The organism is Streptomyces racemochromogenes (assembly GCF_044129415.1).
Lineage (GTDB): Bacteria > Actinomycetota > Actinomycetes > Streptomycetales > Streptomycetaceae > Streptomyces > Streptomyces racemochromogenes_A.
Window position 1 is genome coordinate 96,673 of sequence record NZ_JBBDHD010000009.1, and the last position, 13,496, is coordinate 110,168.

Sequence of the window (13,496 nt, forward strand, 5' to 3'; positions counted from 1 at the left end):
GGTGGGTGGGTGGGTGGGTCGGTGGACTCACGACCCTGTCGAGGGGGCCGGGACGGGAACCGGCGAGGTGGGCGGGTGCCAGGCGAGCATCCAGCCGGCGGTGAGCACCGCCGCGCCGCCCGCCAGGGCGATCGCGCCGCCCGTTCCGGTGGCCGCGGCCACCGAGCCGAAGCAGACCGGCACGATGCCCTGCAACGTCATGCTGCCGGAGCCGAGCAGACCGAAGGCCTGGCCCTGGCCGTCGTGCGGCAGGGCGTCCAGGAAGGGACGCTGCAGGCCGAGGGCGTAGGCGAACCCGAAGCCGCAGAGCAGCAGCAGACAGGACGAGACGCCCACTCCGGGCTCGGCGGCGAAGCCGGCCAGCGGCAGCCCCGTCAGCGCGGCCAGCGGGACGACCAGCCGCTCCCGGGCGGCCGGCTCCAGCAGGCGGCCCACCAGCAGGTCACCGACCAGCATGCCGACCGGCAGACAGCCCATCAGCACCGCGTACCAGCCGGGCGCGAAGTGGCGTCCACCCGCGTAGGCGACGATCAGACCCTCCGCGCCCGCTACGAACGCGGGCGGCAGCCACTGGGCCAGCATCAGCCGTCGCACCGTGCGTCCGCGCAGCAGCAGTCCGGCCCCGCGCAGGCTCGCCCGGACGGCCCCGCCATCGCCCCGGGCGCCGCCGGGCGCGCCGCCGAACCCGCCCGGCTCCAGCCGGGGCAGCCGGACCCGGACGGCGAGCGCGCAGCCGAGGTAGAGCGCCGCGCTCACCGCCAGCGCCCGCTGCGGGCCGAGTACGGCGACGACCGCGCCCCCCAGCGCCAGACCGGACAACTGCGCGCCAGAGGAGGCGATGTTGTTCAGTGAACGGCCCAGCACATAGGCGTCGCCCTCCAGCCACTGCGCGACCAGCCGACCCGACGCGCCGCCGGAGACCGGCGTGACGAGGGCGACCACGGCCATGACGCCCAGGCTCGCCGCGATCGGCATCCGCACCAGGGCGAGCAGCACGGCGGCGGCGCCCTCCAGGGCGTAGCCGCCGGCGATGAGCGCGCGGGGCGGCAGCCGGTCGGCCAGTGAGCCCAGCAGCAGCGAGCCGAACAACTGCGGGAGAAAGCCGATGCCGAAGGCCAGGGCGCTCAACAGCGGGGACCCGGTGGCCGCGAAGACCAGGACCGAGAACGTGGTGATCCGCAGCGAGCCCGCGGTGATCGCGACGGTCCGCGCCGAGAAGAGCAGCCGGAATCGCGGCTCGGCCAGCACCTCCCGGTAGGTGGCACGGTGGTTGCGCCGTACGGGCGCGGCGGTGGGGGTCATGCCGCCGAGCCTCGCCGTGCGCCCGCGTCACCCACCAATGATTCGTCGCTGGACGAATCGAAACGGACGCCCCCGGTAGCATGGCGGGGTGCTGCGCTTCGAAGTCTCCGTCGAGGACCTGCTGCGCAGCCGCTTCGCGCTGTCGCCCGCGTTGGACCTCTGCCTGCTGCTGCGCTCGCTCGCCGGCCGGGACCGGCCGCTGCCGCGAGCCTGGGCCACCCGCCTCATGCCGGCCTTCGAACGGCTTCGCCGCGAGACCGAACTGGACGCCGCCCTCGCCCTGCAGAACCGGCACGGCGGACCGAACTTCGTCGCCCCGCCCCCGCGCGGCCTCAACCAGACCTGGGCGGACGACCTGGACGCGATCCGGGCCACACCACTGGAAGCGGCCCGTCACGAGTTCGCCGCCACGGCGACCGGCCCGTCCGCCCGTGATCCCCGCGTACGCGCGGTGCTGGACTCGCCGGACGCCGTCTCCAGGATCGCCGAGGCGATGGACCGGGCGTGGCACGAGCTGCTCGCCGCGGACTGGCCGCAACTGCGCGCGATCTGTGAGCGCGACGTCGTGCACCGCGTGGGGGTGATCGGCGAACACGGCTGGGCCGCGGCCATCGAGAGCCTGCACCCGGGCATCGACTGGCACGCGGGCGGTATCGAGATCGGCTTCTTCCGGGGCGGAACGATCCGCCTCGCCGGCGACGGGCTGCTGCTGATCCCGTCGGTGTTCGTCGGGAACATCGCCGCCCACATGGAGGACCCCTGGCCCAGGACCCTGGTCTACCGCGCCCGCGGCACCGCCGCCCTGTGGGGCGAAGAGGAGACCGCCCCCCGGCCGGACGCGCTGACGGCTCTGGTGGGCCGGGCCCGAGCCCGGCTGCTGGTCGCGCTGGACGCCCCGGCCAGTACCAGCCACCTCGCCCGGAGCCTCGCCATGACACCCGGCGCGGTGGGAGACCACCTCGCCATCCTGCGGGGCGCGGGCCTGCTCGTCCGCGCCCGGTCCGGACGGTCGGTGCTCTACCGGCGCACCCCGCTCGGCGAGGCCCTGGTCGCCGGTTCGGGCTGAGGGTCCCGATCGGCCCCGAGCAGCGTAAGCTACCGCCGAGTAGCCAGTCCGCCTGTCCTCTACACCGGGTCGACACGAGGGAACGAGACATGCCTGCATCCGGATCTTCCGCTCGACTGCTCAGCGGCCTGCTGATAGCGGCCGGTGCGGCGCATTTCGCGGCGCCGCGACAGTTCGATGCCATCGTGCCGCGCGCCCTGCCCGGCACGCCCCGCATGTGGACGCACGTGAGCGGGCTCGCGGAGATCGCGATCGGCGCCGCGGTCGCCGCCCCTCGCACACGACGGGCCGGCGCGCTGGCCGCAGCGGGCCTCTTCGCCGCCGTGTTCCCCGCGAACGTGAAGATGGCCTACGACTGGCGCCACCGGCCCGCCCCGCTCCGGGCGGCCGCCCTCGCCCGGCTTCCGCTCCAGGTCCCCCTCGTCCTGTGGGCACTGCGCGTCCACCGCACCGGGGGGCCCACCGCCTGACCTCGTATCGTCCCGCCCGCGGAAGCCCGGACCTGCGTTCACTCCTCCGTGATCCCGACCCGCGCGACCGGGCACGTGGCTCAGCGTGCCGGGGCCGCCTCGAAGCGGATGTGCGCGGCCGGCGTGACCGTGATGGTGCGTCCGGCGTACTGGATGCCGGCGAACGTCGCGTTGTGGTGGGCGACGACCTGAGCGGCCGAGGGCGCGGCGCCCGCCGGGCGTTCGGGAGTGGTGTGTCCGTCGGAGACCAGGGCGAGGTCGTAGCCGTGCGAAAGCGCGCTGCGGCTGGTGGAGTCGACGCAGTACTCGGTGGCGAAGCCGGTGACGACCACACGGCGCACCGCCCGCTCGTTCAACAGGTCACCGAGGCCGGTGTCGAGGAAGGAGTCCGCGCTGTCCTTGTCCAGCACGGTGTCTCCCGGCCGGGGCGCCACCGCCGGGTGGACGTCGCCGAGGCCGGCGGGCAGGCCGGGGAGCCGCTGCCGCAGGTAGACGACCGGCACGCCGGCGGAGCGAGCCCGCCCGGTGAGGCGGGCGACCCTGCGCAGGCACGTGTCGACGTCGTGGGCGTCGCTCAACAAGGCAGTCTGCATGTCGATGACGAGCAGGGCGGTGTCCGGCATCCCGCGAGCCTATCCGGCCCGTTCGGAGCGCGGGACGGCGAGTCCCGGCCCCGCCCCCGCGCGCACGGGACGGGGCGTGCGCCGGGCCGAACCAGGGAGGGAGGACCCCGTCACAGCCGTACGGCCGTACGGACCAGGGCCGCCAGGGTGAGGGAGCGGCTGTGTGCGGGCCAGGCGATGTGGGTCACGACGGGAGGCGCGTCGGTCAGGGGGACGGCCGTGTGCTCGGCCCACAGCCAGGAGCGGGCGGAGTCGGGTACGACCGCCACGGTGCGTCCGAGGGCGATCAGCTGGGCCAGTTGCGTCTGGTTGTGGATCTCGGGGCCCGGGCCGGGTGCGTAGGTGCCGTGGCTGGGCCAGCGGGCGAGCGGCAGACCGGGGACGTCCCTGACCTCGGCCAGGGACAAGGTCGCGCGGGCGGCGAGGGGGTGCCCGGCCGGCAGGACGGCGACCTGCCCCTCGGTCGCCAGCGCCTCGCTGTCGAACCCGGCGAGGGAGTTCCACGGCGTGTGCATGAGCGCGACATCGGCGCGTCCGTCGCGCAGCAGTTCCTCCTGCTCGGAGATGCCGCACGGCAGCACCTCGACCTCGGCGCTGTCGGGCTCGGCCGCGTAGGCGTCGAGGAGCTTCCGCAGCAGTTCGTGGGAGGCCGCGGCCTTCACCGCGAGGACCAGCCGGTTGCCGGGACCGCCGGGGCCGTCACCGCCGCCGGCGCGCCGGGTGCGGCGAGCGGCGGCGGCGGTCGCGTCGAGGGCCGCCCGTCCCTCGTGCAGCAGCACCTCTCCGGCACCGGTCAGGCGGACACCGCGGCGGTTGCGCTCCAGCAGGCAGACCCCGAGGCGCCGTTCGAGCTGCTGGATCGCCCGCGACAGCGGCGGCTGGGCCATGCCGAGGCGCTCGGCGGCACGCCCGAAGTGCAGTTCCTCGGCGACGGCCACGAAGTACCTCAACTCGCGGGTCTCCAGGGTGTCCACGGCCGCAGCATACGCGGTGATACCCGGCAGGTATGACAGGGCACCGCATCGGTGTTGGCCGCGCCACCGGTCCGCGAGCCACCATCGTCGGCATGAGCGAAAAGATGATCGCGCTGGTGACCGGCGCGAACAAGGGCATCGGGTACGAGATCGCGGCCGGGCTGGGCGGCCTCGGGTACCGCGTGGGCGTGGGAGCCCGAGACGAGACGCGGCGCGAGACCGCCGTCGGGAAGCTGCGCGCCGCCGGCGTGGACGCGTTCGGGGTACCGCTGGACGTGACCGACGACCGCAGCGTCACCGAGGCCGCGGAGCTGGTCGGACGGCTGGCCGGGCGCCTGGACGCACTGGTCAACAACGCCGGCATCTCGGGTGAGATGGACCCGGGGTGGGTCCAGGACCCGACCGTGCTCGACCTGGAGGTGCTCCGCAGGGTCGTGGACACCAACGTCATGGGTGTCGTCCGCGTCACCAACGCGATGCTGCCCCTGCTGCGGCGTTCGGCTTCGCCCCGCATCGTCAACGTCTCCAGCAGCGTCGGTTCCCTGACCCGGCAAGCGGACCCCGACATCGAGATCGGCCCGATCATGGCGGCCTACGCGCCGTCGAAGTCGTTCCTCAACGCCGTCACCGTGCAGTACGCCCGGAAGTTCGCCGGTACGGACATCCTGATCAACGCCGCCTGCCCGGGCCTGGTCGCGACCGACTTCACGGGCTTCCAGGGGCCCCGCACTCCCGAACAGGGCGCGGCCACGGCGATCCGGCTCGCCACCCTGCCCGACGGGGGACCGACCGGCTCGTTCTTCGAGGACGCCGGCGTCGTCCCCTGGTGAGCTCGGCTGCGGTGCGGCGCATGCCGGGTGCCGGCGGGGGTAGGGGCCAGGGAGGTGAGGGGTGGGCTGAGGGGTCGGCTGAGCAGGGCCGGGAGTGGTGATGGGGCATCCTGTGCGGCGTCGCTGCGTCTGCGGTGGCGTCGGTGCCGCGGCGCGGGCGCGTGCCGAGGTGCTCCGTTTCGTCGCGGACGGTGTGGCCGGTGGGCGGATGGTGTCGGAGTTCGTGCGGGAGGCGGCGCTGCTGGTGGCCTCGGAGATGGTGACCAACGCCATCCGCCATACCCGTGGCCCGTGCACCCTTCAGCTGGCCTGGGCGGGCGACGGGGTCGACATCGACGTGACCGACAGCAGCCCGCACCCCCCGCGAGCGCGCCCGCCCGATCCGAGCGGTGGGGGCGGGTTCGGCTGGCCGCTGGTCAACCTGCTGGCCTCCGAGGTCGAGGTGCGGCCCGCGGCCGCGGGCGGCAAGACGGTCCACGCACACGTTCCCGGCGTGAGCCCCCGTACCGCTGGTTCCGACTGAGCCCGCGCCCGCGCCCCCGCCGCGTTCGCGGACGATCGCGGTCAGGCGCTGCGGGCCGGAGCGGGGCAGTGACAGTAGGTGAAGAGGTGTCCGGTGCCGGTGAGCTCCAGCAGGTGCTGTGCCTGGGCGGGGACGGCGCGCAGCCGCAGGGTCGTGCCGTGGGCACGGGCGCGGTGGCGCAGGGCGAGGAGCATGCTGAGGGCGCTCGCGTCGATGAAGGTCACGGCCTCCAGGTCGAGGACGAGGGTCCGGCCGCCCCGGACCAGCTCCTTGGTGGCCTGCGCGACCAGGGGAGAGGTGTCGGTGTCGAGTTCGCCCGACACGGTGACGACGGTGTGACGGGTGCGCGGGGTGACGTCCACGCCCACGGTGAGGTGCATGGTGTTTCGCCGTTTCCGGGATGGAGCCCATCACGGTCGGCGTCCCGCGGCACACGCGGTTCAAGGGCCGTCAAGCGCGCGACGTCGTGCCGCGCACAGCCGAGCGAGACCACCCGTACCTTCCACCGGCCACGTCGCGTAGCCGCCCGGTGGTGCGGGGTCTCCCACCAGACCAGGCTGGTCTGCCGGACACCTACCCACGGGAAGCCCGTTCGTGCGGCGGGCCGGGTAAAGCTTCGGCGTCACGCCGCGGCGGCCGGCTGTGCGGAGCTACTTGGATGCGACGCGTCCCACCAGGTCGGGCCGGGTCGTGAGCGCCTCACAGGTGGTCTGCCAGGCGTCGTCGCCGGGGTGGAGCCGGGTGCGGAGATAGGCCGCGGTGAGCCGGCCGAGGGCGGCGACCCGCTCCGGGCTCTCGTCGGTGGTCTCGGCGGCGTCGTATCCGGCGATCCCGCCGAGGCCGTGCTCCGCGTCGAACAGGGTGAGCAGGGTTTTGGGGCCGGGGGCGAGGGTGTAGGGGTCGGCGTGCCAGTCCGGGCCCATGTCCGTGAAGTTCCGGGGGTCGTCCTTGTCACCGGTGACGACCAGCGCGGGTGTGGTCATGGTGGAGAAGTCGACGGCACCGATGACCGGCCACTGCCGCGCCATGGGCCCGTTGAAGACGTCGCCGCCCCTGCCGGGCGGGGCGAGCAGGACGCCCGCCTTGATGCGCGGTTCGAGGAGGTGCACCAGGTCACCGGTGTCGGGGTCGGTGACTCCGGCTCCCAGCAGGAGGGCGGCGGTGAAGCCGCCGAGCGAGTGTCCGGCGACCGCGACCTTTGCGGCGTCGATCCGCCCGGCGAGCTGCGGCACGGCGTTCTCGATCACCTCGAACCGGTCGAGGACGTGGGTCATGTCCTCGGCGCGCGAGCGCCAGAAGTCGGGGGCTCCGGGGGCGTCCGCGACGAGGTCGGTCAGTGTCCTGGAGGTGAGGTGGGTGGGCTGGACGACGACGAACCCGTGTGCCGCCCAGAAGTTGGCGAGCGGTGCGTAACCGTTGAGCGAGGAGAGGTTGTTCGAGGGGCCGTGGCCGTGGGAGAGGAGGATGACGGGGAGGCCGGTGCCGGTGACGGGTGCGGAGACGCGCACCTGGAGATCCACCGGACGTCCGGGCACGGACAGGACCACGGGGCTGAGGGACAGGACCGGGGCGGGCGCGCCCAGGGCTTCGGCGGTGCTGGAGGTGTTCACGGTGCGGGTTCCCCTTCGGTGGAGCCTGCCGCCCGGCGGGCGGACGAGGCCGTCGGCTAAGCTGAAACGGATCGCTGCTCCATTTACTATCCGGAGCGGTGCTCCGTTTTGTCAACCGGTGCCGAAGGAGACGTCATGGCCGCCGAGGGTCCCGCAGGGGATTCGCCGTCCCGCAGCAAGCGGGCCGATGCCCAGCGCAACCGGGAGGCGGTGCTCGCCGCCGCCGCCGAGGAGTTCGTCACCTCCGGCGTCGACGCGCCGATCCGCCGGATCGCGGCCCGGGCGGGGGTGGGCATGGCCACGATCTACCGCCACTTCCCGACCCGGGCGGACCTCGTCACCGCCGTCTACCGGCACCAGATCGAGGCATGCGCCGAAGCCGGCCCGAACCTGCTGGCCAGTACCGACTCCCCGTTCGACGCACTGCGCCGGTGGATCGACCTCTTCGCCGGCTTTCTGGTCACCAAGCACGGCCTCGCCGACGCCCTGCAGTCCGACAGCGACCGCTTCGCCACGCTGCACGCCCACTTCCTCGACCGCCTGCTGCCCGTCTGCGCCCACCTGCTCGACGCCGCGGCCGAGGCCGGCGAGATCAGGCCCGGCACGCAGCCGTACGAGCTGATGCGCGGCATCGGCAACCTCTGCATCGGACGCGACGACGACCCCCGCTACGACCCCCGCCGCCTGATCGCCCTCCTCCTCCAGGGCCTCCGCCAACCCCGGCCAACCTGACGCCGACGAGCGCGGAGGCCCGGCTCCCCGATGGGGAGCGGCTCGTTGAGGCGGCCGCGGACGCGGCGAGCACCTCGGCGAGGTGCTCCCCGCGGGAGTTGTCCGCGACGGCCGCTCGGACAGCGGGCGTCGGCGCAAGGTCTTCGGCCTGGCCGCCGCAGGCGCCCGTGCCGTTTGGCCTCTTGCGGATCAGTCCGGTAGCCAGTGCAGGTCGTGCGCCAGGGCTGTGGCGACGGTGCGGAGGCGGCGGTGCAGCGGCGACTGCTCGCGGGGGAGGACCAGGTGGATCGTCAGGGTGGGCGCGCCCCGCAGCGGTCGCCAGGTGAGACCGGCGGGTTGTGCCGCGGCCGCGGCTTCTCCGGCCGGCGCGAGGGTGACCCCGTCGCGCAGGTCGCGCTGGGCCATGTCGAAAGAGACCGCGGGCGTGTGGAACCGGGGGTGCGGCCGGGTGTCTCGGAACAGTGCGGCCAGCTGATCGTGGATCACGGGGTTGGCCGCACGGTCCGGGAGCCGCAGCGGATACGCGGCCGCGTCGGCGATCTCGACCTCCGGGTGTTCGGCCAGCGGATGGTGCTGCGCCAGCTGGACCCCGACGCGCTGACGGCGCAGCAGGAACCGGCGCACGCCACGGCCCGGCTGTTCCCCACGGGTGATCCCGGCATCGATGCGGCCGTCGGCGACCGCCGGGGAGATCTCCGGTGTCGCCATCGGGACCGCGCCGACCTCAAGTCCGCTGTTGTCGCGCATCAGCCTGTCCACCAGGGCCGGCGCCGTCTCGGCCCCGGCGCTGAGGCTGATCCGATGCGCAGCGTGCCCAGTTGACCGGCCGCCGCGCTACGGGCGGTCTCCCACGCCCGGTCCAGTGCGGCCAGTGCGGGCGGCGCGGACTCCGCCAAAGCCGCACCGGCCGTGGTCAATACGACGCTCCGCGTGTTGCGGACCAGCAGGGCCGTGCCGAGTTCCGCCTCCAATCGGCGTATCCGGGCGCTGAGTGCGGGCTGTGCGATACCGATCCGTGCCGCCGCGCGGGTGAAGTTCAACTCCTGCGCCAGCACCAGGAAGTACCGCAGGCTCACCGTATCCGGCGCCACGTGCCCTCCCCGCCGATTGATAGCGATCCGCTCTGAGCCTATCCCGTACCGGTCTTTCCCCCGGCCGTGGAACAGGCCCTAGCCTGCGCATATGGGGTCCGGCCGAATACAGGAGGTTTTCCATGGTCAAGGGCTATTGGGTCAGTGTCTACCCCGCCGTTTCCGCCGCTGAGGGGCTGAGCGCCTACGACGAACTGGCCGGTCCGGCCGTCCGGGCTGCGGGCGGACGCCTCCTGTCCCGTGGCGACCGAGTCGTCGCCCACGAGACCGGTATCACGCAACGCGTCGTCCTGATCGAGTTCGACAGTTTTGAACAGGCCGTCGCTGCATACGAGAGCGAGGCATACCAGAAGGCGCTGACGGCTCTCCCCGACGGCGTGCAGCGCGACTTCCGCATCATCGAAGGCACCGGCTGACCGCCCGCGTCCGGGCCGGCCCGAGTCGGTGGCGGCACGCGGCAGAGCAGGTGCCTGCCCGCTCCGCCGCACCGCCACCGCTGCGCCGTCAGTCCGTGAGCTTGTACGTGCAGGGCGCGGCCGACTTGCCGCCCTGGTTGTCGGCCACCTGCCTGCCGTCGACCTTGATGGTGCACGGGGCGGGCGCGAGCATCCCGTCCGCGCCCTTGACCGAGCCCGGCACCACCGAGACGGTGACGCCGACCTTGAGCTCGGCGTCCACCAGCTGCATGGACTCCGTCTTCGTCCAGGGCAGCGTCACCTGGTCGAAGTGGTTGGAGTTCCCGTTCCACATGACCTGCGCCGCGCCCGTGCCCCCGACCTCGAAGACCACCTGATGGGGAACGCCCGTCTTCTTCGCCGTCGCGCCCTTCGCGCCGCCGGTCGACGACGCGCTCGGGGCTGCGGCCTCCTTGGCCGGCCCGGTGTCCTTCTTCTCGCTGCCGCACCCGGCCAGCAGCGCGACCGCCGCAAGCAGGCTGAGGGTGAGCGTCGTCGTCTTGCGCATGTGCGTACGTCCCCGTGGTTGAGCTTTGGTACCCGTGCAGTAGGAGACCGTAGATCATGGCGCTCCGCCGAAGGACACCGGCCAACGCACGCGGCATCCCGGTGCGTTGCCCGGACGTCGGCGGCATGGCGCCGGACGGCCTGTCCGCGCACGGAGGGATGCCCGCCCGGGCGGTCACCCACCTGATCCGGGGGCCGACAGCTACACGGACGCGGCCGCGGACACGCACGCGGCCCGCTGCGCGGGCGGCTCCTCGCCGCCGAGCCTCTCCACCTCCGCACGCCGGCACGCCACCGGCACCAGGGTGCAGAACCGGATGTCCTCGGCCTGGCAAGCCTCGTACACCGCGTTGTCAGTGCCGGGCAGCATGATGACCTTCATGACCGAAAACAGTGCCCTGCTGCTCTCTCCCGCCGCCTACACGGAGGCCGTGACCACCGCCGTGGCGGCGTCGGCCGCGTACTACGGCGACGGGACCACCCCCCTCGGTGACGACGAGTACGACGGGCTGCTGCGCGCCATCGCGGCCTACGAGGAGGCCCACCCGGACGAGGTGCTGGCCGAGTCGCCGACCGGGAAGGTGGCGGGCGGGGCCGTACAGGGGGACGTGCCGCACTCGGTGCCGATGCTCTCCCTCGACAACGTGTTCGACGCCGACGAGCTCGCCGAATGGGCCGCCGGACTGGAACGGCGCCTCGGGCACCCGGTCGCCGGGTGGTGCGTGGAGCCCAAGCTCGACGGACTCGCCGTGGCCGCCCGCTACCGGGCGGGCCGGCTCGTCCAGCTCCTCACCCGAGGCGACGGACTGGCGGGCGAGGACATCACCCACGCCGCCGACGCCGTCCTCGGCCTGCCCCCGGTCCTCGCCACGCCGGCCGACGTCGAGTTGCGCGGCGAAGTGCTGCTGACGACCGCGCAGTTCGAGGAGGCCAACCGGATCCGCCTCGCCCATGCGGCCACACCCTTCGCGCACCCGCGCAGCGGAGCGGCCGGCACCCTGCGGGCCAAGGACCGCCCCTACCGGATCGAGCTGACCTTCTTCGCCTATGGCGCGATCGGCCTGGACGACGGCCTCGGCCACCTCGCCCTGCTGGAGGAACTGGCCGCGCTCGGCGCGAACACCGCCGCCGGCACGGCCGCCGTCCCGATGCGCTGCGAGACCCTGGAACAGGTGCAGGAACGCATCGACGCCATCGCCGGCCTGCGCGCCGACCTGCCGTTCGGGATCGACGGTGTCGTCGTCAAGGCCGACGCGGCCGAGGACCAGCGGCAGGCCGGCAGCGGCTCACGCGCCCCCAGATGGGCGGTGGCCCGCAAGCTGGCGGCCGAACACAAGGTGACGCGCCTGCTGGCGGTGGAGTGGAACGTCGGCCGGACCGGGATCATCGCCCCGCGCGCGGTCCTGGAGCCCGTGGTCATCGACGGGGTGACGGTCACCTACGCCACCCTCCACAACCCCTCCGACATCACCCGCCGTGGGCTCATGATCGGCGACCAGGTGTTCGTCTACCGGGCGGGCGACGTGATCCCCCGCATCGAGGCACCACTGGCCGACCAGCGCACGGGCACCGAGACCGCGATCGTCTTCCCCGCCGCCTGCCCCCGCTGCGGCGACGCCATCGACACCACCGAGCAGCGCTGGCGCTGCGTACGCGGACGCAGCTGCCAGACCGTCGCCTCGGTGATCTACGCCGCGGGCCGCGACCAGCTCGACATCGAAGGCCTCGGCGCGACCCGCGCCGTCCAACTGGTCGAGGCCGGCCTCGTCACCGACATCGCCGACCTGTTCACCCTCACCCGCGCCCAGCTCCTCGGCCTGGAGCGAATGGGCGAGACCAGCGCCACCAACCTCCTGTCGGCCATCGAGACCGCCCGCGGGGCCGCACTGAACCGCGTCTTCTGCGCCCTCGGCGTCCGCGGCACCGGACGTACGATGTCCCGCCGGATCGCCGCGCACTTCGGCTCGATGGCCGCGATCCGGGCCGCCGACGCGGACACGCTGGCCGCCGTCGACGGCATCGGCGCCGAGAAGGCCCGCGTCATCGCGGCCGAACTCGTCGAACTCGCCCCGCTCCTGGACAAGCTCCAGGCCCAGCAGGTCGGCACGCACGTCACCGAGCCCCGCGAGCCCGCGACCGAGCCGGACGGCGACGGGGAGCCGGCGGCGGGCGGCCCGCTGGCCGGACAGGCCGTCGTCGTGACCGGCTCCATGACCGGCCGCCTGGCCGCCTTGTCCCGCAACGAGATGAACGAGCTGATCGAGCGGGCCGGCGGCAAGGCGTCATCGTCGGTGTCCAAGCGGACCACCCTCCTGGTGGCGGGTGAGAAGGCCGGCTCCAAGCGCACCAAGGCCGAGGAACTGGGCATCCGCGTCATCGGCCCCGAGGAATTCGCCGTCCTCGTCGCCGACCTTCTCCCCTCCTGACCTCGTGACCGCCGCCGCCCGCGTCAGACCCCCGTCAGGCGCCGGCGACCAGCGTGCCGAGGGCCGTGCGCTGGTGGGTGACCGAGCGGCCCGTGCGGAGGGTCGTCGCCATGCCGGCCGATCTGAGCGCGGCCGCGTGGGCCGAGGCCGTGGCGTTGCTGACGCCGAGTGCCCGGGCCAGGGCCGTGGTGGTGTGGGGCTCGGCGAGGAGCCGCAGGGCGTCGAGCCGGGTACGGCCCAGGACGGCGGCCAGGGCGACGGCAGACGCCCCTCCGCCGTCGCCCGTGCCCCCCGCGGTGGGCGGAAGCCCGGGACCGGCCGGGTAGGTCAGGACCACAGGACGGCCCGGGGCGTCCTGGAGAAGAGGCCCCGCCGGGTGATGGAAGGTGGGCAGCACGACCAGGCCGCGCCCGTCGAGGCGGACCTCGCGGGCCGGCGCCGCGCCGGGCCATTCCCACACGCCCTCGTGGAGCCGGCTGCCCGGGGCCAGGCCGGTCAGGCCGGCGGCCGCCCCGTGCTCGGCGACGGTCAGGGCGTAGCGGGAGAACTCCTCACGATGCAGGTCCTGCACCACGGACCACACCGGGGCCAGGACCGTCTCGTACGCGGCCTGCTGGGCGCGGTGCAGGGTGCGCCATGCCGTCTCGTCACCCGCGTGCAGGCCGCGGATCCAGCGAGGGGCGGGCGCCGCGGCGTAGACCCGCTCCAGCTCGGCCCGGACGAGACCGGGACGGGTGGCGCGGATCTCCTCGAAGGCGTCGGTGACGGCGTCGCCGAGGACGTCGAGGAAGGAAGGCGGGCGGCTGCCCGCCGGGGCGAGGTCGGCGAGCGGGCCGGCGGAGGCGGGCAGGGAGCGCAGGACGCGGCCGCGCCACGGTGCGAACAGC

At 73.8% G+C, this 13,496-nt stretch carries 17 protein-coding genes; 7 read left to right on the forward strand and 10 right to left on the reverse strand.

The features are described from left to right. Positions 1-27: 27 nt before the first annotated feature. Positions 28-1,302: an MFS transporter gene (locus WDV06_RS05815; protein WP_395508545.1), complete on the reverse strand. Its 1,275-nt coding sequence runs from the start codon at positions 1,300-1,302 to the stop codon at positions 28-30. Positions 1,303-1,390: 88 nt separating this feature from the next. Here WDV06_RS05815 and WDV06_RS05820 point away from each other — a divergent pair, with 88 nt between their 5' ends. Together WDV06_RS05820 and WDV06_RS05825 are read left to right on the forward strand one after the other, a co-directional pair. Beyond that, positions 1,391-2,368, forward strand: coding sequence for an ArsR/SmtB family transcription factor (locus tag WDV06_RS05820; RefSeq protein WP_395508546.1), 978 nt, complete (start codon positions 1,391-1,393; stop codon positions 2,366-2,368). 89 nt (positions 2,369-2,457) lie between these two features. After that, a complete protein-coding gene (locus tag WDV06_RS05825) occupies positions 2,458-2,838 on the forward strand; it encodes a DoxX family protein (protein ID WP_395508547.1) in 381 nt (126 codons plus the stop codon). A gap of 80 nt (positions 2,839-2,918) precedes the next feature. Here the strand turns inward: WDV06_RS05825 and WDV06_RS05830 are convergent, their stop codons facing one another. Beyond that, entirely contained in the window at positions 2,919-3,461 is a 543-nt protein-coding gene (locus WDV06_RS05830; RefSeq protein ID WP_395508548.1) for an isochorismatase family protein, read from the reverse strand. A gap of 110 nt (positions 3,462-3,571) precedes the next feature. Beyond that, positions 3,572-4,435 (reverse strand): LysR family transcriptional regulator, encoded by an 864-nt coding sequence (locus WDV06_RS05835; protein WP_395508549.1) that lies wholly within the window; start codon positions 4,433-4,435, stop codon positions 3,572-3,574. A 92-nt stretch (positions 4,436-4,527) separates the two neighbouring features. Between WDV06_RS05835 and WDV06_RS05840 the strand changes: the two genes are divergently transcribed. Together WDV06_RS05840 and WDV06_RS05845 are read left to right on the forward strand one after the other, a co-directional pair. Continuing rightward, complete coding sequence (locus WDV06_RS05840) at positions 4,528-5,265, forward strand: SDR family oxidoreductase (RefSeq protein ID WP_395508550.1); 738 nt, start codon at positions 4,528-4,530, stop codon at positions 5,263-5,265. Between the two features lie 100 nt (positions 5,266-5,365). Then, positions 5,366-5,788 carry an ATP-binding protein gene (locus WDV06_RS05845; RefSeq protein WP_395508551.1) on the forward strand — a complete coding sequence of 141 codons (423 nt, stop codon included), beginning with the start codon at positions 5,366-5,368 and terminating at the stop codon, positions 5,786-5,788. Positions 5,789-5,829: 41 nt separating this feature from the next. On the opposite strand, the gene WDV06_RS05850 is transcribed toward WDV06_RS05845, so the two are convergent. Beyond that, a complete protein-coding gene (locus WDV06_RS05850; protein WP_395508552.1) occupies positions 5,830-6,168 on the reverse strand; it encodes an STAS domain-containing protein in 339 nt (112 codons plus the stop codon). Positions 6,169-6,438: 270 nt separating this feature from the next. After that, on the reverse strand, positions 6,439-7,398 hold the full coding sequence (locus WDV06_RS05855; RefSeq protein ID WP_395508553.1) for an alpha/beta hydrolase family protein: 960 nt from the start codon (positions 7,396-7,398) through the stop codon (positions 6,439-6,441). A gap of 135 nt (positions 7,399-7,533) precedes the next feature. Between WDV06_RS05855 and WDV06_RS05860 the strand changes: the two genes are divergently transcribed. Beyond that, positions 7,534-8,130 (forward strand): TetR/AcrR family transcriptional regulator, encoded by a 597-nt coding sequence (locus WDV06_RS05860; protein WP_395508554.1) that lies wholly within the window; start codon positions 7,534-7,536, stop codon positions 8,128-8,130. Between the two features lie 189 nt (positions 8,131-8,319). Here WDV06_RS05860 and WDV06_RS05865 read toward each other — a convergent pair whose 3' ends face one another. Then, entirely contained in the window at positions 8,320-8,877 is a 558-nt protein-coding gene (locus WDV06_RS05865; protein ID WP_395508555.1) for a LysR substrate-binding domain-containing protein, read from the reverse strand. After that, positions 8,877-9,221, reverse strand: coding sequence for a LysR family transcriptional regulator (locus WDV06_RS05870; RefSeq protein WP_395508556.1), 345 nt, complete (start codon positions 9,219-9,221; stop codon positions 8,877-8,879). Before WDV06_RS05870 ends, WDV06_RS05865 begins: the two co-directional genes overlap by 1 nt. A gap of 122 nt (positions 9,222-9,343) precedes the next feature. Here WDV06_RS05870 and WDV06_RS05875 point away from each other — a divergent pair, with 122 nt between their 5' ends. Further along, positions 9,344-9,637 carry a DUF1330 domain-containing protein gene (locus tag WDV06_RS05875; RefSeq protein ID WP_395508557.1) on the forward strand — a complete coding sequence of 98 codons (294 nt, stop codon included), beginning with the start codon at positions 9,344-9,346 and terminating at the stop codon, positions 9,635-9,637. An 88-nt stretch (positions 9,638-9,725) separates the two neighbouring features. Here WDV06_RS05875 and WDV06_RS05880 read toward each other — a convergent pair whose 3' ends face one another. Both WDV06_RS05880 and WDV06_RS05885 read right to left on the reverse strand, forming a co-directional pair. After that, complete coding sequence (locus WDV06_RS05880) at positions 9,726-10,184, reverse strand: hypothetical protein (protein WP_395508558.1); 459 nt, start codon at positions 10,182-10,184, stop codon at positions 9,726-9,728. A 201-nt stretch (positions 10,185-10,385) separates the two neighbouring features. Further along, entirely contained in the window at positions 10,386-10,553 is a 168-nt protein-coding gene (locus WDV06_RS05885; RefSeq protein ID WP_395508559.1) for a hypothetical protein, read from the reverse strand. A 10-nt stretch (positions 10,554-10,563) separates the two neighbouring features. Between WDV06_RS05885 and ligA the strand changes: the two genes are divergently transcribed. Next, positions 10,564-12,609 carry an NAD-dependent DNA ligase LigA gene (gene ligA / locus WDV06_RS05890; protein ID WP_395508560.1) on the forward strand — a complete coding sequence of 682 codons (2,046 nt, stop codon included), beginning with the start codon at positions 10,564-10,566 and terminating at the stop codon, positions 12,607-12,609. Positions 12,610-12,643: 34 nt separating this feature from the next. Here the strand turns inward: ligA and WDV06_RS05895 are convergent. Further along, a partial coding sequence (locus tag WDV06_RS05895; protein WP_395508561.1) for an ArsR family transcriptional regulator occupies positions 12,644-13,496 on the reverse strand: 853 nt, incomplete at its 5' end.